We start from the raw sequence: 24,187 nt of genomic DNA, 5'->3' as shown, positions 1-24,187 counted from the left end.
ATGAAAAGAACATGATCGATGTCGTTAACCCCGCATCAAGGTTAATGCTTCATTTTGACTCTCCGGGGTCAGTAGCGTTCTGGAGAGTTCCGTGCATCGACGCGTTTCATTGCGGCTTGCCGCCGCCGCCGTTGCGAAAAAACGTTCCTTTCTTCCTCCTTTGGTACTCGGGCTCGGTATTTGGATCGGCTTCCCGTCGGCCGTCGCCTATCAGGATATGGCAAGCCTGATCTCCGGCCTGGAATCGTCCGACACCCGCTGGAACGCCTATATCGAGAAATCCGCAGCTGGCTCAGTGCACGCGGCCGAAATGCCGTTTGTCGATTCCGTCACCACCGGCTCGCTCTCCGGTTCCGGCGTGAATTTGCCGGGGGTGGGCACCGTCGCCTTCCGCGGCAAGGGCAGCGTCGTGGGCGTGACGCCCGATGAGGATCGTGTCGTGCGCGCCGACAAGAAAGGCCGCATCGTCAAGGTGTCGCCGGTCGCGCCGCCCAAGAATTTCAGCGCCGGCTCGATTTTCGAGCGCACCTCCTCGCTGCTGCGTCCCGCGATGGACAGCGGCCTGAAGCTCACCTTCGCCAAGCCGGGCATCAAGGGCAAGGAAGTCCAGATCGCCCAGGCCTTCCATCTGCGCGAGGACAAGAGGCCTGATCCGGCGCTGCCGGCGGCACTTGTCGCCCTCGTCAACAACGACAAGCCGGACATACTTGCCACGGCCTATGCCCAGTCCGCGCCCGACTACGCCAAGGCTTCGCCCTTCGAGGCGCTGCTGCAGGACGATCCCAACGATGGCCGCTTCATTCCGCCGATGGGCAAGGGCGACCATGCCTGGCTGCAGACTCCCCTGCCGGCGAGTGTCTTTTCCAAGCCCGAGCAGGCCTGCCTTGCCAAGGGCATCTATTTCGAGGCGCGCAGCGAGCCGGTCCGCGGCCAGGCGGCGGTGGCGCAGGTGATCCTCAACCGCGTCCGCAACCCGACCTATCCGAAGACGATCTGCGGCGTCGTCTACCAGAACGACAAGTGGTTCAACCGCTGTCAGTTCTCCTTTGCCTGTGACGGCAGGAAGAAGACAATCACCGACCTGGCCTCGTACAAGACCGCCCAGGAGGTTGCCATGGCGGTGACCGCCGGCAAGATATTCATTCCCGAGGTCGGCTCTTCGACGCATTACTACGCCAATTACGTCCATCCGGGCTGGGCGCGGGCCATGCACAAGATGACCAGGATCGGCCTGCATATCTTCTACCGCACCTATGGTGGCGGCTGGAGCTGAGCTGTTAAAGCATGTCTCCCGAAAGTGGTAAGCGGTTTCGGGAAAAGACATGCGCGAAATCAAAACTTGAAGCGCATGGAGCGAATCTGAAGGATCGCGACGCGCTTTAGGTGGCTCGAGCTGAGCCGCTTAAATACCACCCCGGCCAACCTTCCTCCGACGCCCGGCAATGCCTCGGCGGACGCGCCTTGTCGCGCGGATTCGCGCCGTTACCTCACGCAGGCGTGAAGGGCACGATGTCGCACCTCGATAAGCCGTTGATTTAACTGTTAAAAATACATCGCTTGGAAGTTCGGCCCGTGGCTTGACGGGGGCGGACCCTCTAACTATGTTGCCGGCGACTTTAGAAGCGGACGGACGGCAATCGTCTGCCCGGGCAGGGGGGTTGCGATGGCCGACAAAACCGGGCCAGACGGAACCGGAGAAACCGGCCGCGGCAGGCAGCCAGAAGCCACCATCCGCGACGACGAACTTGAGCGCCGCCGGCGCGACCTCGAAGCATCGCTTGCGACGAGACGCACGGACCGGTCCGAGGGGAAAGACGAAGCGAAAGCTGCGACCGGTTACGGTCAGGCGCTGAAGCTGTCCAGCGAGTTCATCGCCGGAGTGGTGGTCGGTGTCGGCTTGGGCTGGATCATCGACCGTCTGGCGGGAATAGCGCCCTGGGGTCTGATCGTCGGCCTGTTGCTGGGCTTTGGCGCAGGCATACTCAATGTCCTGCGCTCGGCGGGACTGGCATCGGAATTCGGCCAGGGCGGCAAGCCGCGCGAGCCGAAAGAATGAAGTGAGGCGCCGCAGGGCGCTAAAGTGAACTTAAAAGCCGTTTGTGGCTTTGACGGGGATTTAAAGTGGCTGCTGACAAGGTCGATCCGATCCACCAGTTCCAGATCCATCCGATCATCCCGCTGCATATCGGCGGCTACGACGTATCTTTCACCAACTCCTCTTTGTTCATGGTCGTGACGATCGTCCTGGCGTCCGCCTTCCTCTATATGAGCACCGCCAGCCGGGCCTTGATTCCCGGTCGCCTGCAGTCGGTGTCCGAAATGGCCTACGAATTCGTCGGCAACATGCTGCGCGATGCCGCGGGCAAGCAGGGCATGCAGTTCTTTCCGCTGGTGTTCTCGCTGTTCATGTTCGTGCTGGTCGCCAACCTGATCGGCCTGTTCCCTTATTTCTTCACCGTCACCAGCCACATCATCGTCACCTTCACGCTGGCGATCCTGGTCATCGGCACGGTCCTCGTCTACGGCTTCGCCAAGCACGGCTTCGGCTTCCTCAAGCTGTTCGTGCCGCATGGCGTGCCGGGCTACCTTCTGCCGCTGGTGGTGGCGATCGAAATCATCTCCTTCGTCTCGCGGCCCGTCAGCCTCTCGGTTCGTCTTTTCGCCAATATGCTGGCCGGCCACATCACGCTGAAAGTGTTCTCGGGCTTCGTCGTCAGCCTGAGCGCGTTTGGCGCCGTCGGTATCGCCGGCTCGGTGCTGCCGCTTGCCATGGCGGTCGCGCTCTCGGCGCTCGAGCTGCTGGTCGCCTTCCTGCAGGCCTATGTGTTCGCGGTGCTGACCTGCATGTATCTGAACGACGCCCTGCACCCGAGCCACTGATTTTCACCGGCGCCCCGGCGCCAGCTTACCCAACGTACCAACTTCAACGAACAGAGAAACCACAGGAGTTTTGAAATGGACGCAACTGCAGCAGCTGCTATCGGCGCTGGTATCGCCTGCATCGGCATGGGCGGCGCGGGCATCGGCCTCGGCAACATCTTCGGCAGCTACCTCTCGGGTGCGCTCCGCAACCCGTCGGCTGCCGACGGCCAGTTCGGCCGCCTGATCTTCGGCTTCGCCGTGACCGAAGCTCTGGGCATCTTCTCGCTCCTGATCGCTCTGCTCCTGGTCTTCAAGTAAGAGCCGGAGCTGACGAAAGGGGCCGCATGGTGCGGCCCGTTCTAGGGACAGGGGAATGAGATGTTCGTGACATCTGCCTATGCGCAAGAAGCAGCGCCGGCCGCGGCCGAGGGCGATACGCATGCCGGCACTGCCGTGCCTGCCGCGGAGCATGAAGCGTTCCCGCCGTTCGACGCCAAGACCTTCCCGTCGCAGATCCTGTGGCTGGTCATCACCTTCGGGCTCTTCTATCTGTTCCTGAAGCGGGTTGTGATGCCGCGTCTTGGCGGCATCATCGATGTCCGCAACGACCGCATCACCCAGGACCTCGACCATGCCGCAAGGCTGAAGGGCGAGGCGGACGCCGCGGTTGCTGCCTATGAGCAGGAACTGGCGGAAGCCAAGGTCAACGCCAACAAGATCGGCCAGCAGGCGAACGACGCCGCCAAGGCGCAAGCCGAGGGCACGCGCAAGAAGCTCGAGGCCGAGCTTGAGAAGAAACTTGGCGAGGCCGAGGCGAGCATCGCCTCGATCAAGGCCAAGGCGATGAAGGAAGTCGGCACTATCGCCGAGGACACGACCTCGGCCATCGTCGAGGCGCTTGTCGGCGGCAAGGCCGACAAGGCCGAAATCGCGGCCGCGGTCAAATCCGCGAGCCGGTGAGGAGCGGGATCATGGACGCCACATCACTCGCCACGCTCTGGGCCACCATCGCCCTGATCATCTTCCTCGGCGCCGTCGTCTATCTGAGGGTGCCGGGCATGCTTGCCAAGTCGCTCGACGCCCGCGCGGCCAAGATCAGCAGCGAGCTCGAAGAGGCACGGCGCCTGCGCGAGGAGGCCCAGCAGCTGCTGCGCCAGTATCAGCAGAAGCGCAAGGAAGCCGAGAAGGAGGCCGCCGACATCGTCGCTGCCGCCAAACGCGAGGCTGACTTGCTTGCCTCCGAGGCGGCCAAGAAGACCGAGGACTATGTCGCCCGGCGCACAGCGCTTGCCGAGCAGAAGATCAGCCAGGCCGAGCGCGAGGCGGTCAGCGAAGTGCGCGCCACCGCCGTCGACATCGCCGTCGAAGCCGCCCGCACGCTGCTCGCCGCCAAGGTCGACGTAAAGACCGGCGCGGATCTGTTCAAGTCGGCGCTCAATGATGTGAAGGCCAAGCTGAACTGAGCTGACTTCGAAACTTCGAAATCAAAAGCCGCCTGGGCAACCCGGCGGCTTTTTTGTTTGGAAGGAGCGCGGCGCCGAAGCTGCCAATCTTCCCCACAAGGGGCTACGCTATGCACACATTTCCGAGCAGCTGGTCTTGGCGATAGCGTGCATGGCAGCTTGGCGCATGCATTGTTTGATGTAGCGCTGGTCGACCCCCACTCCGTCTCGGCTTCGCCGAGCCACCTCTCCCCCGATCGACGGGGTAGAGGAAAGGCGCCAAGCCTTTTGCCGTCAATGCTCGTCCAGCAACGCTCCCTTCCTTTCCCTCCGGAGGGGGGAAAGGTGGCGCTGCGAAGCAGCGACGGATTGGGGGAACCACCCGGCAATCAAGCCTCAGGTCGATCAGTCACGCCAGTGACAGAGGATGTCCGCAAGCCGTAACCACATTGGGGGAGATCAGCTAATCACTCCAGCCCGGCGAGGCTCTCTTCCTCTTCCGCCATCTCAACCCCACCCAACCGGAACGGCGCGAACGAGGCCCGGTGGAGCCGTGCCACCGGCCCATGCGCCTCGATCGCGGTGCGGTGCCGGACCGTCGCGTAGCCCATATGCACTTCGAAGCCGTAACGCTCGTGATGTCCGCCGCAGCCGCACATCATGCGGTCGCGCATCACCTTGGCGATGATCGAGGCGGCGGCGATCGACTGCGAGCGCTGGTCGCCCTTGATGAGCGCGCGGCCTTCGCAGGCGAGACCTGGCGGTATGTCGCGGCCGTCGGCCAGGGCGAGCTTCGGCCGCAAGGACAGGCCGGCGGCAGCGCGGCGCATCGCTTCGAGACTGGCTTTCAAAATGTTGCTGTTGTCGATGCCTTCGGCACTGATCGAAGCCATCGAGATGCTGAGCGCCGAGCCGAGAATCTTGAGGAACAGCGCCTCGCGCTGCAAATGGGTGAGTCGCTTGGAATCGTCGAGCCCTTCGGGAATGTTGGCGGGGTTGAGCACCACCGCGGCGGCCACCACCGGACCTGCGAGCGGACCGCGGCCGGCCTCGTCCATGCCGGCGACCGGCCACAGCCCGTCTGCTATCGCTTTCGTCTCGATCGAGAAGTCGGGCTTCTCGACCATTTCAAAGAGAAGCGGAGAATCGGAACGCGCGCGAGCCATGGTGCGGCGAGGTTCGCATCGGCTCCGATTCTCCGCAAGTCCTTCCGGGTCGGATGGGGCGTCGGACCGGGAAGGCACCGTCTCACAGCCGGGGGACAGGGGCCGGACGGGATTTCGAAACAAATGGCAATTCCAGACCGAAAATCGCTTTGCCTGGAAGTGCTTAGCGCCGGCCGTCATGGCCGGCGCTGGCGTCAAAGCAGCATCAGCTGCTCGCCGGCACTGGCGCCTGCGACGAATTGGTCGGTGCGAAGCTGCCGCCGCTCGACATTGAGGCCGAGCCGCTTGGCGGCGATCTCGAAGCGCCGGCCGATCTGCCAGGCATAGGGACCGGCGCCCTTCATGCGCTTGCCCCATTCGGAATCGTAATCCTTGCCGTCGCGCATCGAGCGGATAAGCGACATCACATGCCGGTAGCGGTCGGGATAATGGCGCAACAGCCAGTCCTTGAAGATCGGCGCCACTTCGAGCGGCAGGCGCAGGATGACGTAGCCGGCCTCCCGCGCGCCGGCGGCTCTAGCCGAATCGAGGATGCGCTCCATCTCCGGATCGGTAAGCCCCGGAATAATCGGCGCCACCATGACCGACGCCGGGATGCCGGCGTCCGAAAGCTGCCTGATCGCCTCCAGCCGCTTCGTCGGCGTCGAGGCGCGTGGCTCCATCGTTCTCGCCAGCATGCGGTCGAGCGTCGTCACCGACAGCGCCACCTTGGCAAGGCCGCGCTCGGCCATGCGCGACAGGATGTCGATGTCGCGTGTCACCAACGCCGACTTGGTGACAATGCCGACCGGATGGCCGCGCGCTTCCAGCACTTCCAGGATCTCGCGCATGATGCGGTATTGCTTCTCGATCGGCTGGTAGGGATCGGTGTTGGTGCCGATGGCGATCGTGCGCGGCTGGTAGCCCGGTTTTGACAATTCCCTGTCCAGCATGCGCGCGGCATCCGGCTTGGCGAACAGCTTTGATTCGAAATCGAGCCCCGGCGACAGGCCCATGAAGGCATGCGTCGGCCTGGCGAAGCAGTAGACGCAGCCATGCTCGCAGCCGCGATAGGGGTTGATCGAACGGTCGAAGGAGATGTCAGGCGACTCGTTGCGCGTGATGATGGTGCGCGGCTTTTCGACCTGCACTTCCGTCTTGAACGGCGGCAGTTCCTCCAGCGAGTTCCAGCCGTCGTCGAAGACATGACGGCTGACCGGCTCGAACCGGCCGGACGGATTGATGCCGGCCGAGCGGCCGCGATTGCGATCGGGCCGCACGCGCATGCCGCTCTGCTCGATCATCGCGTTTGCCATCTCGGCTCGGCCTGCTCCGAAAGCGGCAATGTCGGCGCGCACGATCTGTTCCATTTTCGCCCTCTCCCAGGGACTGTCGGCAGGCTGTCGAATCGCTCTGTTCATGAAACTATTCCTATTTCGCCGAAGAGAACAAAGCAAGAACTTTTTCGCTTGAAGCGCACAACTGGCGCATCGCCGCACTTTCCGCTATTCGGCTAAAATGCTCAGCGTCCTTATCGAAACCCGCAACGACGAAGAGGGGCTTGCCCGTACGCTCGCCTCGCTGGTCGGCGGCGCGGTCGAAGGCGTCGTGCGCGACGTGATCGTCTGCGATCAAGGCTCGACCGATCAGACGCACCGGGTGGCCGAGCATGCCGGCTGCCACTATGCGACCGGCGGGATCGGCGCCGGTATCGGCCAGGCCAAGGGCGACTGGCTGCTCCTGCTCGAGCCAGGGGCGCGGCTCGCCGAGGGCTGGATCGACGAAGTCGTGGCGCACACGGCGAAACAGACCATGCCGGCGCGCTTTTCACGCGCCCGCGCCAACCGTGCGCCTTTCCTGGCCAGGGTGTTCTCGAGCAATCGTGCACTGGCCGAGGGGCTTGTCATCAGCAAGCGTCAGGCCTCGGCTCTGGCAAAGAGCGCGCGCAGCGCCGAAGCCCTGGCGCGCGGCCTGGCGACCAGAAGGCTGAACGCCGAAATCTGGATCGCGCCGCCGAAATGATGCCCCGCCGTGCCGGCCGGGCGCCTTAACTGAGCTTTACGAGGTGGGCTTGCCGCCGCGCCTGAGATGCTCGTCCAGCCGCGGCATGATCTCGACGAAGTTGCAGGGCATGTGCCGGTAGTCGAGCTGCGCCTTGATGATGCCATCCCAGGCGTCCTTGCAGGCGCCGGGCGAGCCCGGCAGCACGAAGACGAAGGTGGCGTTGACGACGCCGCCTGTTGCCCGGCTCTGGATCGTCGAGGTTCCGATCTTGTCGTAGGAGATGCGGTGGAAGACTTCCGAAAAGCCGTCCATGCGCTTTTCGAAGATCGGCTCCAGCGCCTCCGGCGTCACGTCGCGGCCGGTGAAGCCGGTGCCGCCGGTGGTGATCACGACATCGATGTTTTCGTCCTTCGACCAGCCAAGCACCTTGTCGCGGATCTTGTCGCGGTCGTCGGTCACGATATCGCGCGCGGCAAGGCTGTGGCCGGCTTCCGCGATGCGGTCGGCCAGCGTCTGTCCGGATTTGTCGTCGGCGAGGCCGCGCGTGTCGGAGACGGTAAGCACGGCGATGCGCACCGGAATGAAGGGCCGGCTTTCGTCAAGCTTCGCCATCGCTCACCTCCATGCTGCGCGTCGCGGCAACGAACCAGTCGGGGTGGCGGGCGCGGATCTCGATCGCCGCGCGCTTTGCGACATTGCCGGTCTCGAACAGGCCGAAGCATGTGGCGCCCGAGCCGGACATGCGCGCGAAGGCGGCGTCGGCTTTTTTCAATGCCTTGAGCGCCTCGCCGATCGCAGGTTCGATCGAACGCGCGGCAGGCTCAAGATCGTTGCGCGTCGTCTCCAGCCAGTTGCGGATCGTGTGGAAATCAAGGCGCTTCGGCAGCGGCGGCAGCGCCTCGTTATCGCGGCTGGAGAGCGCCTTGAACACGTCCGGCGTCGAGACTGCGATGCCCGGATTGACCAGCACCAGGCCAAGCGCAGGAAAGGCGGATAGCGGCGAGACTTCATCGCCGATACCGCGTGCGATCAGCGGCTTTGATTTGAGGCACATCGGCAGGTCGGCACCGAGCGAAAGCCCGATCCGGGCCAGCGAATTGTCGTCGATATCGAGCTTCCAGAGCCGCGCCAGGCCATTAAGCGCGGCCGCCGCGTCGCTCGAACCGCCGCCGACTCCGGAGGCGATGGGCAGGTTCTTCTCCAGCCGGATGGCGACCGGCGATCCCTGTTGCATGCCGGCTTCCCGGCGCAAGGCATCGCGCACCTTCACCACCAGATTGTCGCCGTCGAGCGGCAGCCCGGCGGCATAACGGCCGGATACCGAGAATTCATCGAGCTCGGCCCGCTCGATCTCGAGCCGGTCGCCGAAGCGGGTGAAGACGGCAAGGCTGTCGATGAGATGGTAGCCGTCGGCGCGCTGTCCGATGACATGCAGCGCCAGGTTGATCTTGGCAGGCGCAAGCCACGTCCGGACCTCTGTGCCGGGCTCCAGGATGTCGGCTGCTGGCGAGATGGGATCAGTCCTTGGCGAGACGATATTCGCCGGTCTTGGGGTCCTTGACCAGCGTGCCCGTCGTGCCGTTCGCCGCCTGTCTTTCGGTACGCCGGATCTTGGCCGTCACGCGTTCGGCCTCGCGCACGAAAGCGCGGTAGCCAAAGTAAGCGGCGGCGCCGACAACGGCGAAGAAAATGATCTGCGGCATCTCTAAAACTCCTCCCGCGTCCTCGCGGCAAGGCCGGCCGGACAGGCTCGGTCAAGCGGCCATGCTAGCCGCATTCATGGCTTTTTCAAAGCCCGAAGCGCGCCCACAGCGCGCGCTCTTCCGCCGCATCGAGGACGCCGCTGGCGGCGGCCGCCGCGATATCCGGCGCCGAAACGCGCGAGCCGAACAGGCCGAAACGGCCGAACAGACCACGCGGCGCGGTGATCAGCTTGAGCTGCGTCTTTTCGCCGAAACGGGTCTTGAGCACGCTGCGCATATCGCCCAGCGCATCGACAAGGCCGAGCTCGAGGCCGCGCTTGGCGGTCCAGAACAGGCCGGTGAACAGGTCCGGGTCGTCCTTGAGCTTGCTGCCGCGCCGCTCCTTGACGAGGTCGATGAACGTTTCGTGCACTTCGAGCTGCAGCGCCTTCAGCCGTTCGACGTCCTCCTCCTTCTCGGGCTTGAACGGATCGAGCACGGCCTTGTTCTGGCCGGCGGTGTGGACGCGCCGCTCGACGCCGATCTTCTTCATCAGCTCCGGGAAGCCGAACGAGGCCGAGACCACGCCGATCGAGCCGACGATCGAGGACGGGTCGGCGAAGATCTCGTCGCCGGCAACCGCGATCATGTAGCCGCCCGAGGCCGCCACGTCCTCGACGAAGACCAGCACCTTCTTGTTCTTTTCCGCCGCCAGGTCGCGGATGCGCTTGAAGATCAGACGCGACTGCACCGCTGAGCCGCCCGGCGAATTGATCGAGATGGCGACCGCCGGCGCGTCGAAGCCGAACGCCTTTTCGATCAGGCCGGCCGTCGAGGCGAGCGACAGGCTCGGCCGGAACTGGCCTCCGCCGGCCATGATGGGGCCTTGCAGCCGGATGACCGGAATGGTGACGACTGTCGAGCGCCAGGATTTCGGCAGCAGGCGGTTGAAAAGGCGTTTCACGAACGATTGTCTCCGGACAAAAGGCAAAGGAGCAAGATGAGATCAGGTCGGTTGGTCTGTTTCACGGGCGCAGCGTCATCCTGCTTGGGCATGTAAGGAACTCGCCGGCCAACGGCAATGCCGCATCGCCAGCCAGTGCATGTCGCGCAAAAGTGTGCAGCGGTTTTGCGAAAAAGACATACATAAAACAAAAACTTGAAGCGCGTCGCTAGAATCCATTTCAATGCGACGCGCTTCAAGGATCAATCGCCGAACAGCGATGCCAGGCCGTTATTGATCATTTCCGTCCGCTCCGCCGGCCCGTTGCCGGACGGCCCGTGCAAGATGAGCGGCGGGCGGATCGACAATTTTCCGCGCGCGCCGAGCACCGCCCTGACGACGATGCGGATTGCCGCCGCATCCGGCCGCGGATGCACGCACAGCAACTCGGCATCGCCGAAGCGTCCTTCGATCGCATCCAGGATGGCAACCAACTGCTCGGGCCGCGCGATGACGGCCAGCCCGCCGCGCGGCCTGGCGACGGCGGCGGCGCTCCTGATCCAGCGCTCGAACAGGCCGTCCTCCGCCACATGCGCCTCTCTGCGCAACGCGTCGGGCGTCGAGCGATCCTCGGCCGCGTTGAACGGCGGGTTCATGATGACGAAGTCGAAGGAGTTGTCGGCAAGCCCGGCCTCGGTCCGCGCTCGACCGGTCAGCGTCACGTCGGCGGTCAGCACCGAGGCGCGGTCGCCGAGATGGCCATTGCCGGGATGCGAAAGCGTGGCAGTGGCGAACCCGGCCATTTCGGCGGAGCGCTCGACGAGCACGGCCTGCGCCGCCGGACAGCGCGACAACACGGCAAGGGCGGCGGCGCCGGCGCCCGCGCCGAAATCGGCGAGCCGGCCGGAAAAGCCGGATGGCACGGCGGCCGCCAGCATCATGGCGTCCATGCCGGCGCGATGACCGCCGCGGCTCGGCTGCACCAGCCAGAAGCGCCCGCGATGGAAGGCATCGATCGTGTGCGCCGGCGTATCCGGGACGGGGGCGGTGCTGGCTCCCATTATTTTTTGCGGATCTCGTTCTCGATGCCGGCATCCTTGAGGATGCGCCGTGCAGCATCGACCTTTTCGGCATCGACCATCACGCGCCGCGGCAGGATGCCGAGCGAACCGTCGAGCACGCTCATATTCTGGTCGGCGACGAAACAGGCGATGCCGGCATCGCGCATCAGCGATTCGACAAAGGAGATGACGACGGCGTCGTTGGTGCGGACAAGCTCGATCATGAAACGAAAATCGCAGGTTGTGGCGTTCGTGTAAACGTGCGCGTGGACACTCCGTCGGCGGAGCCGCGCTAATTCGCCTCTTGCCGTGCCCGGTTGCGCCGCCCTAGAGTCGGCGAGGGACCAAGGGTGCGTCAGATTGACGGGAGTTGTCGTGGTGGGTGTCGTTCTCAACATCGAAGGCAAGCGGGAACCCGCTTCCATCAAGGATTTGATCGATCTGACAGCCGCCGATATGGGGCGGGTCAACGAGCTGATCCTGTCCAAGGCTGGCTCCGACGTCGAGATGATCCCGGAGATCGCCAATCATCTGATCTCCTCCGGCGGCAAGCGGCTCAGGCCCATGCTCACGCTCGCCGCCGCGCAGATGTTCGGCTATTCCGGCGAAGGCCATGTCAAGCTCGCCACGGCGGTCGAGTTCATGCACACGGCGACGCTGCTGCATGACGACGTGGTCGACGAGAGCGCGCTGCGCCGCGGCAAGAAGACGGCGCGCATGATCTGGGGCAACCAGGCGAGCGTGCTCGTCGGCGATTTCCTGCTCGGCCAGGCTTTCCGCATGATGGTCGAGGTCGGCTCGCTGGAAGCGCTGGACATCCTGTCGGCGGCAGCCTCCATCATCGCCGAGGGCGAGGTCATGCAGCTTGCCGCCGCCAAGAACCTCGAGACCACCGAGGACGAGCATTTCGCCGTCATCAAGGCCAAGACGGCGGCGCTGTTCTCGGCCGCCGCCGAAGTCGGGCCGGTCATCGCCCAGGCCTCGCGCACCGATCGCGCGGCGCTTCGCTCCTACGGCATGAATCTCGGCCTTGCCTTCCAGCTCATTGACGACGCGCTGGACTATGGCGGCTCGAGCAAGGATCTGGGCAAGAATGTCGGCGACGATTTCCGCGAGGGCAAGGTGACGCTGCCGGTGATCCTAGCCTACCGGCGCGGCACCAAGGCCGAGCGCACCTTCTGGAAGCGCGCCATCGAGGACAACGTCGCCGACGATGCCGGGCTTGAAAAGGCCATCGGCCTGATGGCCCGCCACGGCGCCATCGCCGATACGATCGGCCGCGCCCGCCATTTCGGTGAGATCGCCCGCGACGCGCTAGCCCCGCTGGAGGCGACGCCGCAGAAGTCGGCTTTGATCGACGTCATCGATTTCTGCATCAGCCGCGTCAACTGAGCCCGCGGATCCGGCTCATTTGCGTCCGCCGGGCAGGGCGCCTGTGAATCCCGCGCCGGCCGTCTCGACAAGGAGCGGTCCGGCAAATTATCTATAAAATATGGCCAGCAAAGAAGACACGATCGCCGTCCGCATCAGCAAGGAACTGGCGGACCGCATCATTTCGGGCGCCATTGAACCGGGATCGCGGCTGCGCCAGGACCATGTCGCCGAGGAATTCAACACCAGTCATGTCCCGGTGCGCGAGGCCTTCCGGCGCCTGGAGGCGCAAGGGCTGGCGATTAGCGAGCCGCGCCGCGGCGTGCGCGTCGCCTCTTTCGATCTCGGCGAGGTCAGGGAGGTGGCCGAGATGCGGGCGGCGCTCGAAGTGCTGGCGCTGCGCCATGCCGTGCCGCATCTCACGGCGTCGATCCTTGATCAAGCCGAGGAGGCGACCAAGGCCGGCGACAAATCCCGCGACGTGCGCTCCTGGGAAGAGGCCAATCGCACCTTCCATCGGCTGATCCTGGCGCCCTGCAACATGCCGCGCCTGCTCTCCACCATCGACGACCTGCACGCCGCAAGCGCGCGCTTCCTGTTCGCGGCCTGGCGCTCGGAGTGGGAAATCCGCACCGACCAGGATCACCGCGCGATCCTGAGCGCCCTGAGACAAGGCAACACCGAATCGGCCGCCGCGACACTCGGGCGGCACGTGCAATGGATCGGCCAGAAGCCGGTCAAGACCGCTTCCGGCAAGACCCGCGACGCCTTCGCCATCGTGGGGTAGGTTTGGCGATTGGCGATTGGCCGAGGCTTCTCAGCCTCGTCATTCCAGGGCGGAGCAAGGAGCGAAGCGACGTCGCTTCGCTCCTTGCTCCGCCCTGGAATGACGAATTCGAGGGCAGGCGCTTGCCATTCGTTTCAAAATATGGATTCGATAATAGATGAAGTCGAAAAATTATCTATAATTCACACGAGCCAAGGAAGACACCGTGACCAACGCAGCCATTTCGACCCAAAACCCCTCCTTCAGCCCATTGCGGCTGCACAGCCGTTCGCTCGCCTGGCAGATCGGAGCCGTGATCCTCGGTTCGCTGTTCCTGGCGCTGTCGTCCTATATCGAGGTGCCGATGGTGCCGGTTCCGGTCACCATGCAGACCTTCGCCGTCACCCTGGTCGGCGCGCTTTATGGCTGGCGCTTCGGTGCGCTGACCATCGCCGCCTGGCTCGTCGAGGGCGCCGCCGGTTTCCCGGTTCTTGCAGGCGGCGCCGCTGGCATACAGCATTTCGTTGGCCCGACCGGCGGCTATCTTTTCGCCTTTCCGGTCGTCGGCGCTGTCGTCGGCTGGCTGGCCGAACGCGGCTGGAACGGGAACCGCGTCATGCTTGCCTTCGCTGCCATGCTCATCGGCAACCTGCTTTGCCTGGTTCTGGGCACCGCCTGGCTTGCCGTCATGATCGGCGCTGAAAAGGCCATCACCTTCGGCTTCGTGCCTTTCATCGTCGGCGGCCTGCTCAAGTCGGCGCTGGGGGCGGCGACGCTGAAGCTCTTTTCCACCTATCGTGCGGAGCAAGGCGACCGCTCGTCCGGGACGCGATGACCGTCAAGCTGCGCGCCCATCATCTGCTCTGCCTGCTGACCTATGTCGGCAAGGGCTACTCGCCGGCCTTCATCGCCAATTACGACAAGGTGGTGAAGCGGTTGGGTGAGCGCGAGGCGGTGGTGATCGTTGCCGGTCCGGACGACGTCTGCGCCCCGCTGCTCGGTGAGCCGGAGCCGCATTGCCTGCGCGAGAGCGCCGCCGAGCGGGACCGGATGGCGGCGCGCGATGTTGGCGCTCTCCTCGGGCGGCCGATCCAGGCCGGAGACCGGTTGGTGCTGGACGCCCCCAAACTGGCGGAGATGCGCAAGGCTTTTTCCGCCGGCCTGACGCGCCAGGCGTGCTCCGGCTGCGAATGGTCCGGCCTGTGCGATACGGTTGCCGCCAGCGGATTCAGCGATACCTATCTGTAGGCAACCCGATGCCGCATATGGGCGTCCCGGGCCTCCGCGCGGGATTTTCGCTGACGCGGCATCGTTTTTTAAGCCGGATGATTGCATTGTGATTCGCCCGGCAATTGAAGCCTGACCCCAAAAAGGCCATGCTTTGACCGGAAAAGAGCGAGTCTGTGGGCGGTCCGCCAAGGGCGGGATCGCATCTGGCTGAAAGGGATACGATGCGGCAAGGACGTGCGCGCTGGCTGACGAGGCTGGCATTTTTGACCGGTGTGGCGCTTTGGGTGCTGCCGGTCCAGGCCAAGGAAGAGGCCCGACCGCTCCAGATCACGTCTTTCTCGGGCGCCTATCTCGCGGCTCATATCGCCGAAAGCGACAACGATCTCGACGATGCGATCGCCTATTACAAGCAGGCGCTGGCCTTTGCGCCGAACGACAAGGAATTGCAGCAGAGCCTGATGCTGGCTCTGGTCGCGCAAGGCCGCTTCGAGGAATCGCTGGTCTATGCCGACAAGCTGAAGGAAGTGCCGGACGTCGAGCGCTTCTCGCGCCTGGCCCTGGCCATCGATTCCTTCCACAAGAAGGACTACGCCAAGGCGCAGTACTGGCTGAAGCTCTCGCTGGAATCCGATCTCGACCGGCTGCTCTCGGGCGTCATGGACGGCTGGGCCAAGCAGGGTGCCGGCAACGCGTCCGAGGCCATGGACTCCATCGACAAGCTCAAGGGCCCGGACTGGTTCGGCCTGTTCAAATCATTCCACCGCGCGCTGATCGCCGACGCCGCCGGCCTGAAAGACAAGGCCGAGGAACTTTACGCCGCCACCATGGCCGATACCGCGGCCGGCGGCTCCGCGCCCGAAACCTGGATGCGCAATGCGCAGGCCTATGCCTCGTTCCTGGTCCGCAAGGGTGACAAGTCGAAGGCGCTGGCGGTGTTGAACCAGGCCGAGGCCTTCGCGCCGGGCAAGCTCGAGATCACCACGCTGCGCGACCGCATCAGCAAGGGCGACAAGATCGAGCCGCTCGTCACCGGTCCGGCCGACGGCGCATCCGAAATCCTGCTTGACCTTGCCACCGCGCTTAACCGCGGCGGCGGCGAGCCTTTCGTGCGGCTCTATCTGCAATATGCCCTGGCGCTGAAGCCGGACAGCGACGCAGCCCTTGTGCAGCTTGCCGCCGTGGCCGAGCAGCTTAAGGACGGCGAAGGCGCCGTCTCGCTCTACCGCCGCATTCCGGCGTCCTCGCCGCTGAAGGAGCTCTCCGACCTGCAGATCGGCCTCAACCTTGCCGATCTCGACAAGCATGACGAGGCGATTTCGCATCTCAAGGCCTATCTCGACAGGCATCCGGACGACATGCGCGCCTATCTGGCGCTTGGCGGCGTCTATGGCTCGAAGGAAGATTTCCGCTCGGCCGCCAGTCTCTACGACAAGGCTGTCGAGCAGCTGAAGACGCCGACTGCCGCCAACTGGAACATCTTCTACCAGCGCGGCATCGCCTATGAGCGGCTGAAGGAATGGCCGAAGGCGGAACCCAATTTCCGCAAGGCGCTGGAGCTGCAGCCCGACCAGCCGCAGGTCATGAACTATCTCGGCTATTCCTGGGTCGACATGAACATGAACCTCAAGGAAGGCCTGGCGATGATCCAGAAGGCCGTGGATCTGCGGCCGAACGACGGCTACATCGTCGATTCGCTGGGCTGGGCCTATTTCCGCATGGGCCGCTTCGACGACGCCGTGCGCGAGATGGAGCGCGCCGTCTCGCTGAAGCCCGAGGATCCGGTCCTCAACGATCATCTCGGCGATGCCTACTGGCGCGTCGGCCGCAAGCTCGAGGCCACCTATCAGTGGACGCAGGCACGCGACCTGAAGCCCGATCCGGATGTGCTCGCCACTTTGCAGCAGAAGCTGCTCAAGGGCCTGCCGCCGATCGAATCCAACACCGCGCAGGAAACCCCCAAGGTGAAGCCGGAGCCGACGCCCGCGCCGAAAGGCTGAGCCTCTCGCCAGCGTTCAAGAAAACGGGGCCCTTTTCGTTTAGCTCGGCGTCTGCCGAGCTCGGACCTTGGCAGGTGGCATGCTTTGGAGGTTGGTCGAAACGACCCAACCTCGTCATCCACGGGCGGAGCAAGGAGCGAAGCGACGCGCGCAGACCCGAGGATCCATTCCGTGTCGCATGAGCGCTGCTGCGGTGCAGAATTCTGCTCCGCTGCACTCCGCGGCTCAGGTCACGGAATGGATTCCAGGGTCTCCGCGACGCCGCTTCGCGGCTGCTCCGCCCTGGAATGACGAAGTTCGGGCGGCTTCAGCCAATCGCCAGCTTTTTCGCTGATTTCACGGGATGAACGGTCACAATCTTGCGCGCTTGCGCGCCGACAAACAGCGGCCTTTCAGATCCCTGTGTCGAGGAAACTAGAACATTTTTCTATAGACGACGAACCCCGACTTCTCGCCGATCTTGTCGTAGAGCTGCATCGCGGTGTGGTTCGTCTCATGCGTCAGCCAGTAGACGCGGTTCGCGCCCGCTTGCCTGGCGCGTTCATACACACCTTCGATCAGCGCCCGGCCGACGCCCTGGCCGCGCGCGGCCTGTGTGGTGAAGAGGTCCTGCGGATAGCAGCTCGGCGCGATCGATGTGGTCGAGCGATGATAGAGATAGTGCACGAGGCCGAGAAGCTTGCCCTCCTGCTCGGCCACCAGCGCATGCACCGGCTCATAGGCATCGAAGAAACGCGACCATGTCATCTGCGTGATCTCGCCGGCAAGCGCCGTCGGCCCGGAGCGCCCGTAAATGCGTTGTAGCCGTCCCAGAGCGGCAGCCACTGCTCGTAATCCTGCCGTGTGACGGGTCGTATGGTGAGTTGACCGGACATAGCGAAACCTCTGTCGTTGAGCTGGAACGGAGCAAACGGCGGCCGCCGCTCGACGGCAATGGGCCAGCCGCCGCAAAGCTTTCCGCCTTGCCGGGCGCGAGCCACCGCCTTGACGCTCGGCGGCCCGGCAACTAGGGAAGCGTCATCCCGCGCTTTCCGAGGCCGCCGTGACCATCGAAATTCCCGCCCATATGCATCCCAGCCGCTCCTTCCAGGGGCTGATCCTGACCTTGCACAATTACTGGGCGGACTATGGTTGCCTCATCCTGCAGCCCTACGACATGGAGGTCGGCGCCGGCACCTTTCATCCGGCCACCACCTTGCGCGCGCTGGGCCCGCTGCGCTGGAACGCGGCCTATGTGCAGCCCTCGCGCCGCCCGAAGGATGGTCGCTACGGCGAGAACCCGAACCGCCTGCAGCACTATTACCAATACCAGGTGATCCTGAAGCCCAATCCGCCGAACCTGCAGGAGCTCTATCTCGGCTCGCTGGAAGCAATCGGCGTCGATCCGCTGCTGCACGACATCCGCTTCGTCGAGGACGACTGGGAAAGCCCGACGCTGGGCGCCTGGGGGCTCGGCTGGGAGTGCTGGTGCGACGGCATGGAAGTCTCGCAGTTCACCTATTTCCAGCAGGTCTGCGGCATCGAATGCGCGCCGGTGGCCGGCGAGCTGACCTACGGCCTGGAGCGGCTCGCCATGTATGTGCAGGGCGTCGACAATGTCTACGATCTGAACTTCAACGGCCGCGAGGGCGCCGAGAAAGTCACTTACGGCGACGTCTTCCTGCAGGCCGAGCAGGAATATTCGCGCCACAACTTCGAATTCGCCAACACCGCGATGCTGCTGAGACACTTTGAGGACGCCGAGGCCGAGTGCAAAGCGCTGCTTCGTGCCGGCGAGAGCCACGACCAGAAGCATTACAAGGACAATCCGCTTTATGGCGCGTTTGGTTCCGGGCCGCAGCAACCTCATAAGTTGGTCTTCCCGGCCTACGACCAGTGCATCAAGGCAAGCCATGTCTTCAATCTGCTCGACGCGCGCGGCGTGATCTCGGTCACCGAGCGCCAGAGCTACATCCTGCGCGTGCGCAATCTGGCCAAGGCATGCGGCGAAGCGTTCCTCAAGACGCGGGCGGGCGGGCTGGCGGCGGCTTAAGCCGACACGGATTTCACGGTCTCGATGGCGGCGCCGGCCGGCAATACGATCTGCGCCGATGCGCCGTCGATCGTGCGCATGGCCTGCCTGATCCCAGGCATCGTGATGGTGCCATGCGCCTGGGCGGCGAAGCAGGCGCTGAGCGCCAGGATCTGCAGGGTTCTCGATGCTGTCTTCATCGCCGTTCAGCCAATAGGTCTCTGCCTGAGCGTTTGTCGCTTCAGCGCAGCGTTCGGTTCATGGGAAGTTCTGCTCCAAGGACGGGTGGGCCGGCGCCAACCCGACAGCGGGTCGAAAAATTCCGCGAAATCGGTCGAAGAGGCGATCTGCTGGCGGGGTGACAGCGGGCGGCCGAGTTGCTATTTCCCGCCCATTCGTTTCGGCGCTTCGCGCCGACCCTCCCCATCAAGGGGAGGGGAGGGAGCCAATCAATGCCCGACTTGCTGCTCGAACTTCGCTCCGAGGAAATTCCCGCCCGCATGCAGCGCAAGGCGGCCGGCGACCTCAGGAAGATGCTGACCGACGGTCTGGTCGAGACGGGTCTCACCTATGAGGCGGCGCGCGAATACTGGACGCCGCGGCGCCTGGCGCTCGACATCCGTGGCCTGACCGCGCGCTCGAAGGACATCCGCGAGGAGATCAAGGGTCCTTCGACCACGGCGCCCGAGCAGGCGGTGCAGGGCTTCCTTCGCAAGGCCGGCCTTTCGTCGATCGCCGAGGCGCATGTCCATTCCGACCCCAAGAAGGGCGACTTCTACGTCGCCCACATCGCGAAGCCGGGCCGGGCGGCCGAAGAGATCATCGCCGAGCTGGTGCCGGGCATCATCAAAAGCTTTCCCTGGCCAAAATCGATGCGCTGGGGGCCGGCCTCGGCGAAACCCGGCTCGCTGCGCTGGGTACGGCCGCTGCAGTCGATCGTCTGCACCTTCGGCCCAGAGACCGAGGAGCCGGTCGTGGTCGATTTTGAGATCGACGGCATCCGCGCCGGCAACGTCACCTATGGTCATCGCTTCCATGCGCCGGGCCCGATCACCGTGCGCCGCTTCGACGACTTTGTGGCGAAGCTGGAGGCGGCCAGGGTCGTGCTCGATGCCGACCGGCGCAAGGAGATCATCCTGGCCGATGCCCGCAACATCGCCTTCGCCAACGGCCTTGATCTTGTCGAGGACGAGGGCCTGCTGGAGGAGGTCTCCGGCCTGGTCGAATGGCCGGTCGTGCTGATGGGCGAGTTCGAGCAGGATTTCCTCACCATTCCGGGCGAGGTCATCCGCCTCACCATTCGCGCCAACCAGAAGTGTTTCGTGACGTCGCGCCCGATCTCCCCGCTGGAGGGGGAGATGTCGGGGAAGCCGACAGAGGGGACTCAGCGCGAGGCCCCCCTCTCTGCCCTGCCGGGCATCTCCCCCCCAAGGGGGGAGATTGGCCAATCGCCGCTTTCGAACCGCTTCGTGCTGGTCGCCAACATCGAGGCGAGCGACGGCGGCAAGGAGATCGCCTACGGCAACGGCAAGGTGGTGCGCGCCCGCCTGTCCGATGCGCTCTATTTCTGGCGGACCGATCAAGGCGATTTGCCCGACCTCGACCAGCTGAACGAATCGGCGGCGAAGTTCGACCTGGATTTGAAGAAGCCGCTCGACCAGCGCATGGCGCGCCTCGATCATCTCAACGTGACTTTTCACGCGAAGCTGGGCACGCAAGGCGCGCGCGTTGAGCGTATCAAGCGGTTGGCTGAGGAACTGGCGCCGACGGTCGCCTCCGGCGACATCTCCCCCTCGATGGGGGAGATTACCGCGCTCGCAAGCCGTGCCGCCGTGCTTGCCAAGGCGGACCTGCAAACCGAAGTGGTCGGCGAGTTCCCCGAACTGCAAGGCGCCATGGGCCGCAAATATGCGCTGCTGCAGGGCGAGCATCCGTCGATCGCGGCGGCCGCCGAGGAGCACTACAAACCGCAAGGCCCATCCGACCGCGTGCCGACAGATCCGGTCTCGGTTGCCGTCGCGCTCGCCGACAAGCTCGACACGCTCACCGGCTTCTGGGCGATCGATGAAAAGCCCACGGGCAGCAAGGATCCGTTCGCGCTGCGACGTGCGGCTCTTGGCGTGGTCAGAATACTCGTCGAGAACCGGATTCGTCTGGCGCTGACGTCTGTTTTCGCCAAGGCCTTTGCAAACTTCAAAGGCGGCGCGGACCAGTCGTCCGACCTCCTCGCCTTCTTCCACGACCGTCTGAAAGTTTATCTGCGTGAAAGCGGTGCACGGCATGACTTGATCGATGCCGTGCTGTCAGCGGGCTCGCGCCCAATCTCCCCCACAAGGGGGGAGATTGGGCAATCGCCGAACGACGACCTGCTGCAGATCGTCCGCCGCGTCGAGGCGCTCGGCTCCTTGCTCGACACCGAGGAGGGCAAGAACCTGCTTGCCGGAACCAAGCGCGCCGCCAACATCCTGGCCGCCGAGGAGAAGAAGAAAACGGCAATCGCCGAGACCGTTGAGCCGGCGCTGTTCCGCGAGGACGCGGAAAAGAAGCTCTATGCCGCGGTGAATCAGGCCGAGAAGGAAGCCGGCCAAGCAATTCAAAACGAAGATTTTTCTGCCGCCATGCTGGCGCTTAGCGTGTTGCGCGAACCGGTTGATTCATTCTTTGAGCGTGTTCTCGTGAATGATGAGGACCAGGCCGTGCGCGCCAACCGTCTGGCGCTGCTCGCCCGCATCCGCGCCGCCACCGACCAGGTCGCGGATTTTTCAAAAATCGTCGGCTGACGGCTCGGAAAACCGCACATTCGAGCTTGCCCGCGTCGGCTAGGATGCCGGCAGGCTTGAACAATTCGGCGCTCGAAATTTAATGCGCCGGAGCCGGCTTACAGTCATATGACGATGACCTCCGCATGGGACAAAGGTGCATGTCGTCCAGAAGCGCTGAGCGGTCCTGGGGCAACGACATGCATCAACCAAAGACCTAAGGCGCGTTGCCCGAAATCGTTTCGTGGGGCGCGCCGTAAGACATTCCCAAAACACGGAGGCATGCCATGAATTCCGTTGACGATATCGACCTGAATGAAGAGACCCCGGCCGCCGCCGCGGCGATCGAATCCGCTTCCGAAAACCTTCTCGACCACGCTGCAGCCGCGGCGGTCAAATCCGCCGATCCGTCCGAAGACGGCGACGAGGAAACCACTGCCTCGGCCGACGACGAGCCGGACGATGAAGATGAAGGCGACGAAGACGGCGACGACGAAGACGCCGACGAAGAAGCCAAAGCCTCGGGCGACGATGAGTCCGACGACGAGGATGAAGATGGCGACGATGATGAGGACGAAGCCGATGAGGATGAGTCCGACGATGACGACAAGGAAGAAGCGGCCTGAGCCGTCTCCTCTGTCTGAAGTATGAGGGGCGGCGTCGCGCGTCGCCCTTTTTTCGTCGGTGCGGCTCTTGTCGGTCTTCCAGGAAGATTGACCCGTCAATCCTCCACTATGCTGACCCGCACGCTGTCCGGATAGACATCGACCTCGATCAACGGCTCGCCATTGACGATGGCGCGCCGGGTCGAGCTGCTCATGGCGCCGCCGCGTTCCAGCATGCGCTGCAGGTCGGCGCGCGAGCCGTCGCTGCGGAACCAGGCATCACCCTGGTCGTCGCTGTCGCGCCGGTGGAATTTATGCCAGTTGGCGCGGTCCTGCCGCACCATCTGCGCCGCGCTGCCGAGCGGGTGGCCGTCGCTGGCGCGGTGATCGCGGTCAGAAATCCGCGCCGTGTAAGAGCCAAGCATGTCGTCGGCCCGTGCCGTACCCGTGCCCAGTGTCGTCGCCGCCAACATTGCGGCAACGGTCATTGCTTTCGAAACAGTCATGAAACCCCCTTTTGAAATGCCGGCGCAATCGTGCCCGATCCGATCACGGGAATCGGACAGCTTAAGCGCCTAGCATACCAGGGCCGGATCCAGTGTGATCTACATCGCCTTGCCGACGCGCGGCACCGACGGGGCGCCTTGCGGCTGCGCGCCGCCGCCCGACGCATTGGCCGTCGCGGCCGGCTGTCCGCCGGTTCCGCTGTTGCCGTTCGAAGCGGACGCTGTGCCGTTCGCGGGCGTTGCCGGCGTGGTGCCGTTTGCCGGCGCGGCGGCGGTTGTGTTTGCCGGTGCCGTGGGCTCGGCCGCCGCGGGCGTTTCGAAAGCGCCGCCGACAATGCCGCCGCGAATGATCATCGGGGCCTGCTGGCGCCCGGACTTCGCGGGGATTGCCGCGACCTTCTCGTCGGTGACGGCGGGGATAGGATCGCCAAGCGCTATCATCGACGGCGCCGAGGCCGCGGACAGCTTGGTCGGGTCGATCGCATTCAGCCTGATAACCGAAGGCGTCGAGGTCGAGGGTGCCACCACGACGATTGACGAGGCATGTGCCGCGCCGTTCATCGCCAGAAGGCTGATACCGAAAGCTCCGAGCAAACGCATTACAAACTCCCAAGCCGCAACCGCATTGAACCCGCACCCTAGGGCCGTCCGATTGAAGCCGGCTTGCACGGGAACTTAACATTTTAGGGATTGATAAATCGCCAATGCCCGCACTTGCCCGATGCAAGCGGCCGTATTACGGGACCGGCATGTTCAGGACTGGTGGCGGATTTGGCTGAGATACTGGCGGTCGGCGAGGCTATGCAGCAGGCATTGGCGCTGCTCGAAGGGGGCGACGTCGTCGCCATCCCGACAGAGACGGTTTACGGCCTGGCCGGCGATGCCACCAATGGCATTGCCGTGGCGCGCATCTTCGAGGCCAAGGGCCGGCCGCGCTTCAACCCGCTGATCGCCCATGTCGCTGATCGCGCGATGGCGGACCGTATCGCCGGCTTCGACCCGCTGTCGGCAAAACTGGCCGAAGCCTTCTGGCCCGGTCCGCTGACGCTGGTGCTCCCGCAGCGCGCCGGCAACGGCATCCATCCGCTGGTCACAGCGGGGCTGGACACGATCGCGTTGCGCATGCCGCGCGGGTTTGGCGGCGAGCTGATTGCCCGGCTCGGCAGGCCGCTCGCAGCCCCGAGCGCCAATTCCTCCGGGAAAATCAGCGGCACGACAGCGCAGGCGGTCGCCGCCGATCTCGGCGACAGGATCAGGCTGGTCGTCGATGGCGGCGCGACGCCCGTCGGCCTGGAATCGACCATTCTCAAGGTCGAGAACGGCAAGTTGCGGCTGCTGCGGCCCGGCGGCATCGGCGCCGAGGAGATCGAGGCGGTGGCCGGCGCGAAATTGTCGCGCGGCGCCGGCGGCATCGAGGCGCCGGGCATGCTCGCCTCGCATTACGCGCCGGCCGCCGCGATACGGCTCAATGTCCAAGACATCGCCGAGGGTGAGGCGCTGCTTGCGTTCGGCCGCAACCGCGCCGGGGGCTGGGAACAGGCCGTCGCGCTGCGCAACCTCTCCGAGGCGGGCGACCTGCGCGAGGCGGCCAGCAATCTGTTCGCCTTCATGCAGGCGCTCGACCGCGTCGGCGCCGCGACCATCGCCGTTGAGCCGATCCCGTTCGAGGGGCTGGGCGAGGCCATCAACGACCGGCTCGCCCGCGCCGCCGCGCCGCGTGATAAGCCGGCCTGAGTCTATCTCTCTGTTCTGACGCAATTCCGGACGGAAACCGCTTCGCACTTTTCCTGGAATTGCTCTAGT

General features: G+C 64.5%; 27 protein-coding genes and 1 pseudogene. 16 read left to right on the top strand and 12 right to left on the bottom strand.

Translation table 11 applies throughout. The features are described 5' to 3' along the window. Positions 1-91: 91 nt before the first annotated feature. The 6 genes from LB535_RS13120 to LB535_RS13095 all read left to right on the top strand — a co-directional run bounded on the left by LB535_RS13120 (position 92) and on the right by LB535_RS13095 (position 4,325). Positions 92-1,273 carry a cell wall hydrolase gene (locus tag LB535_RS13120; RefSeq protein WP_224632477.1) on the top strand — a complete coding sequence of 394 codons (1,182 nt, stop codon included), beginning with the start codon at positions 92-94 and terminating at the stop codon, positions 1,271-1,273. A 390-nt stretch (positions 1,274-1,663) separates the two neighbouring features. Further along, positions 1,664-2,056 carry an AtpZ/AtpI family protein gene (locus tag LB535_RS13115; protein ID WP_224632476.1) on the top strand — a complete coding sequence of 131 codons (393 nt, stop codon included), beginning with the start codon at positions 1,664-1,666 and terminating at the stop codon, positions 2,054-2,056. A gap of 65 nt (positions 2,057-2,121) precedes the next feature. Further along, positions 2,122-2,880 (top strand): F0F1 ATP synthase subunit A, encoded by a 759-nt coding sequence (locus LB535_RS13110; protein ID WP_095768723.1) that lies wholly within the window; start codon positions 2,122-2,124, stop codon positions 2,878-2,880. 75 nt (positions 2,881-2,955) lie between these two features. Beyond that, positions 2,956-3,180: a F0F1 ATP synthase subunit C gene (locus LB535_RS13105; protein WP_027164582.1), complete on the top strand. Its 225-nt coding sequence runs from the start codon at positions 2,956-2,958 to the stop codon at positions 3,178-3,180. A 60-nt stretch (positions 3,181-3,240) separates the two neighbouring features. Then, on the top strand, positions 3,241-3,822 hold the full coding sequence (locus LB535_RS13100) for a F0F1 ATP synthase subunit B (RefSeq protein ID WP_095768722.1): 582 nt from the start codon (positions 3,241-3,243) through the stop codon (positions 3,820-3,822). Between the two features lie 11 nt (positions 3,823-3,833). Beyond that, on the top strand, positions 3,834-4,325 hold the full coding sequence (locus LB535_RS13095; RefSeq protein WP_140845810.1) for a F0F1 ATP synthase subunit B: 492 nt from the start codon (positions 3,834-3,836) through the stop codon (positions 4,323-4,325). Positions 4,326-4,771: 446 nt separating this feature from the next. Here the strand turns inward: LB535_RS13095 and LB535_RS13090 are convergent, their stop codons facing one another. Both LB535_RS13090 and LB535_RS13085 read right to left on the bottom strand, forming a co-directional pair. Further along, positions 4,772-5,470 (bottom strand): ribonuclease HII, encoded by a 699-nt coding sequence (locus tag LB535_RS13090; protein ID WP_224632475.1) that lies wholly within the window; start codon positions 5,468-5,470, stop codon positions 4,772-4,774. 194 nt (positions 5,471-5,664) lie between these two features. Next, positions 5,665-6,819 (bottom strand): PA0069 family radical SAM protein, encoded by a 1,155-nt coding sequence (locus LB535_RS13085; protein ID WP_224632474.1) that lies wholly within the window; start codon positions 6,817-6,819, stop codon positions 5,665-5,667. A gap of 148 nt (positions 6,820-6,967) precedes the next feature. Between LB535_RS13085 and LB535_RS13080 the strand changes: the two genes are divergently transcribed. Next, positions 6,968-7,471, top strand: a complete 504-nt coding sequence (locus tag LB535_RS13080) for a glycosyltransferase (protein ID WP_095768718.1) — start codon at positions 6,968-6,970, stop codon at positions 7,469-7,471. Positions 7,472-7,507: 36 nt separating this feature from the next. On the opposite strand, the gene moaB is transcribed toward LB535_RS13080, so the two are convergent. The 6 genes from moaB to LB535_RS13050 form a co-directional block, all read right to left on the bottom strand. Continuing rightward, positions 7,508-8,065, bottom strand: coding sequence for a molybdenum cofactor biosynthesis protein B (gene moaB, locus LB535_RS13075; RefSeq protein WP_224546921.1), 558 nt, complete (start codon positions 8,063-8,065; stop codon positions 7,508-7,510). Beyond that, entirely contained in the window at positions 8,052-8,945 is an 894-nt protein-coding gene (locus LB535_RS13070) for a 4-(cytidine 5'-diphospho)-2-C-methyl-D-erythritol kinase (RefSeq protein WP_224632667.1), read from the bottom strand. Before LB535_RS13070 ends, moaB begins: the two co-directional genes overlap by 14 nt. Positions 8,946-8,970: 25 nt before the next feature. Next, on the bottom strand, positions 8,971-9,156 hold the full coding sequence (locus tag LB535_RS13065; RefSeq protein ID WP_095768715.1) for an NfeD family protein: 186 nt from the start codon (positions 9,154-9,156) through the stop codon (positions 8,971-8,973). Between the two features lie 85 nt (positions 9,157-9,241). Then, on the bottom strand, positions 9,242-10,099 hold the full coding sequence (locus tag LB535_RS13060; protein WP_095768714.1) for a S49 family peptidase: 858 nt from the start codon (positions 10,097-10,099) through the stop codon (positions 9,242-9,244). Between the two features lie 242 nt (positions 10,100-10,341). Further along, entirely contained in the window at positions 10,342-11,139 is a 798-nt protein-coding gene (locus LB535_RS13055; protein ID WP_224605272.1) for a tRNA1(Val) (adenine(37)-N6)-methyltransferase, read from the bottom strand. Continuing rightward, complete coding sequence (locus LB535_RS13050; protein ID WP_027164594.1) at positions 11,139-11,363, bottom strand: DUF2007 domain-containing protein; 225 nt, start codon at positions 11,361-11,363, stop codon at positions 11,139-11,141. Before LB535_RS13050 ends, LB535_RS13055 begins: the two co-directional genes overlap by 1 nt. 154 nt (positions 11,364-11,517) lie before the next feature. On the opposite strand from LB535_RS13050, the gene LB535_RS13045 reads away from it, so the two are divergent. From LB535_RS13045 to LB535_RS13025, 5 genes are all read left to right on the top strand, one after another. Further along, the gene (locus LB535_RS13045; protein WP_112095919.1) at positions 11,518-12,531 is read left to right on the top strand and encodes a polyprenyl synthetase family protein; all 1,014 of its coding nucleotides are present in this window, start codon (positions 11,518-11,520) and stop codon (positions 12,529-12,531) included. A gap of 100 nt (positions 12,532-12,631) precedes the next feature. Next, positions 12,632-13,297 (top strand): GntR family transcriptional regulator, encoded by a 666-nt coding sequence (locus LB535_RS13040; protein ID WP_224632473.1) that lies wholly within the window; start codon positions 12,632-12,634, stop codon positions 13,295-13,297. A gap of 205 nt (positions 13,298-13,502) precedes the next feature. After that, positions 13,503-14,111 (top strand): biotin transporter BioY, encoded by a 609-nt coding sequence (locus LB535_RS13035; protein WP_224546925.1) that lies wholly within the window; start codon positions 13,503-13,505, stop codon positions 14,109-14,111. Continuing rightward, positions 14,108-14,524, top strand: a complete 417-nt coding sequence (locus LB535_RS13030; protein WP_224632472.1) for a DUF1284 domain-containing protein — start codon at positions 14,108-14,110, stop codon at positions 14,522-14,524. Before LB535_RS13035 ends, LB535_RS13030 begins: the two co-directional genes overlap by 4 nt. Before the next feature lie 203 nt (positions 14,525-14,727). Beyond that, positions 14,728-16,503: a tetratricopeptide repeat protein gene (locus tag LB535_RS13025; protein ID WP_224632471.1), complete on the top strand. Its 1,776-nt coding sequence runs from the start codon at positions 14,728-14,730 to the stop codon at positions 16,501-16,503. Positions 16,504-16,917: 414 nt separating this feature from the next. Here LB535_RS13025 and LB535_RS13020 read toward each other — a convergent pair. Next, positions 16,918-17,378: pseudogene (locus LB535_RS13020) on the bottom strand (N-acetyltransferase family protein). 191 nt (positions 17,379-17,569) lie between these two features. Here LB535_RS13020 and LB535_RS13015 point away from each other — a divergent pair. Next, positions 17,570-18,535 carry a glycine--tRNA ligase subunit alpha gene (locus tag LB535_RS13015; protein ID WP_224632666.1) on the top strand — a complete coding sequence of 322 codons (966 nt, stop codon included), beginning with the start codon at positions 17,570-17,572 and terminating at the stop codon, positions 18,533-18,535. Here the strand turns inward: LB535_RS13015 and LB535_RS13010 are convergent. Then, on the bottom strand, positions 18,532-18,714 hold the full coding sequence (locus LB535_RS13010) for a hypothetical protein (protein ID WP_224632470.1): 183 nt from the start codon (positions 18,712-18,714) through the stop codon (positions 18,532-18,534). The two genes, LB535_RS13015 and LB535_RS13010, sit on opposite strands and share 4 nt — an antisense overlap. A gap of 252 nt (positions 18,715-18,966) precedes the next feature. Here LB535_RS13010 and glyS point away from each other — a divergent pair, with 252 nt between their 5' ends. Continuing rightward, the gene (glyS, locus tag LB535_RS13005; protein WP_224632469.1) at positions 18,967-21,294 is read left to right on the top strand and encodes a glycine--tRNA ligase subunit beta; all 2,328 of its coding nucleotides are present in this window, start codon (positions 18,967-18,969) and stop codon (positions 21,292-21,294) included. Between the two features lie 266 nt (positions 21,295-21,560). Continuing rightward, on the top strand, positions 21,561-21,899 hold the full coding sequence (locus LB535_RS13000; RefSeq protein ID WP_224632468.1) for an ATPase: 339 nt from the start codon (positions 21,561-21,563) through the stop codon (positions 21,897-21,899). A 95-nt stretch (positions 21,900-21,994) separates the two neighbouring features. Here the strand turns inward: LB535_RS13000 and LB535_RS12995 are convergent, their stop codons facing one another. Further along, positions 21,995-22,384, bottom strand: a complete 390-nt coding sequence (locus LB535_RS12995) for a hypothetical protein (RefSeq protein ID WP_224632467.1) — start codon at positions 22,382-22,384, stop codon at positions 21,995-21,997. Positions 22,385-22,483: 99 nt separating this feature from the next. Continuing rightward, positions 22,484-22,984 carry a hypothetical protein gene (locus LB535_RS12990; RefSeq protein WP_224632466.1) on the bottom strand — a complete coding sequence of 167 codons (501 nt, stop codon included), beginning with the start codon at positions 22,982-22,984 and terminating at the stop codon, positions 22,484-22,486. 171 nt (positions 22,985-23,155) lie between these two features. Between LB535_RS12990 and LB535_RS12985 the strand changes: the two genes are divergently transcribed. Then, complete coding sequence (locus tag LB535_RS12985; protein WP_224632465.1) at positions 23,156-24,118, top strand: L-threonylcarbamoyladenylate synthase; 963 nt, start codon at positions 23,156-23,158, stop codon at positions 24,116-24,118. The last annotated feature ends 69 nt before the right edge of the window (positions 24,119-24,187 follow it).

The organism is Mesorhizobium sp. CA10, assembly GCF_020165285.1.
Taxonomy (GTDB): Bacteria; Pseudomonadota; Alphaproteobacteria; order Rhizobiales; family Rhizobiaceae; genus Mesorhizobium.
The sequence above is the reverse complement of the archived record's forward strand: the minus strand, read 5'-3'. Positions and strand labels throughout refer to the sequence as shown.

Bases quoted from the DNA above. Each gene is read 5' to 3' on its own strand.
- LB535_RS13115 (WP_224632476.1), top strand. From the start codon at position 1,664: ATGGCCGACAAAACCGGGCCAGACGGAACCGGAGAAACCGGCCGCGGC.
- LB535_RS13105 (WP_027164582.1), top strand. From the start codon at position 2,956: ATGGACGCAACTGCAGCAGCTGCTATCGGCGCTGGTATCGCCTGCATC.
- LB535_RS13100 (WP_095768722.1), top strand. From the start codon at position 3,241: ATGTTCGTGACATCTGCCTATGCGCAAGAAGCAGCGCCGGCCGCGGCC.
- LB535_RS13095 (WP_140845810.1), top strand. From the start codon at position 3,834: ATGGACGCCACATCACTCGCCACGCTCTGGGCCACCATCGCCCTGATC.
- LB535_RS13090 (WP_224632475.1), bottom strand. From the start codon at position 5,470: ATGGCTCGCGCGCGTTCCGATTCTCCGCTTCTCTTTGAAATGGTCGAG.
- LB535_RS13085 (WP_224632474.1), bottom strand. From the start codon at position 6,819: ATGGAACAGATCGTGCGCGCCGACATTGCCGCTTTCGGAGCAGGCCGA.
- LB535_RS13080 (WP_095768718.1), top strand. From the start codon at position 6,968: ATGCTCAGCGTCCTTATCGAAACCCGCAACGACGAAGAGGGGCTTGCC.
- moaB (WP_224546921.1), bottom strand. From the start codon at position 8,065: ATGGCGAAGCTTGACGAAAGCCGGCCCTTCATTCCGGTGCGCATCGCC.
- LB535_RS13065 (WP_095768715.1), bottom strand. From the start codon at position 9,156: ATGCCGCAGATCATTTTCTTCGCCGTTGTCGGCGCCGCCGCTTACTTT.
- LB535_RS13055 (WP_224605272.1), bottom strand. From the start codon at position 11,139: ATGGGAGCCAGCACCGCCCCCGTCCCGGATACGCCGGCGCACACGATC.
- LB535_RS13050 (WP_027164594.1), bottom strand. From the start codon at position 11,363: ATGATCGAGCTTGTCCGCACCAACGACGCCGTCGTCATCTCCTTTGTC.
- LB535_RS13040 (WP_224632473.1), top strand. From the start codon at position 12,632: ATGGCCAGCAAAGAAGACACGATCGCCGTCCGCATCAGCAAGGAACTG.
- LB535_RS13030 (WP_224632472.1), top strand. From the start codon at position 14,108: ATGACCGTCAAGCTGCGCGCCCATCATCTGCTCTGCCTGCTGACCTAT.
- LB535_RS13025 (WP_224632471.1), top strand. From the start codon at position 14,728: ATGCGGCAAGGACGTGCGCGCTGGCTGACGAGGCTGGCATTTTTGACC.
- LB535_RS13015 (WP_224632666.1), top strand. From the start codon at position 17,570: ATGCATCCCAGCCGCTCCTTCCAGGGGCTGATCCTGACCTTGCACAAT.
- LB535_RS13010 (WP_224632470.1), bottom strand. From the start codon at position 18,714: ATGAAGACAGCATCGAGAACCCTGCAGATCCTGGCGCTCAGCGCCTGC.
- glyS (WP_224632469.1), top strand. From the start codon at position 18,967: ATGCCCGACTTGCTGCTCGAACTTCGCTCCGAGGAAATTCCCGCCCGC.
- LB535_RS13000 (WP_224632468.1), top strand. From the start codon at position 21,561: ATGAATTCCGTTGACGATATCGACCTGAATGAAGAGACCCCGGCCGCC.
- LB535_RS12995 (WP_224632467.1), bottom strand. From the start codon at position 22,384: ATGACTGTTTCGAAAGCAATGACCGTTGCCGCAATGTTGGCGGCGACG.
- LB535_RS12990 (WP_224632466.1), bottom strand. From the start codon at position 22,984: ATGCGTTTGCTCGGAGCTTTCGGTATCAGCCTTCTGGCGATGAACGGC.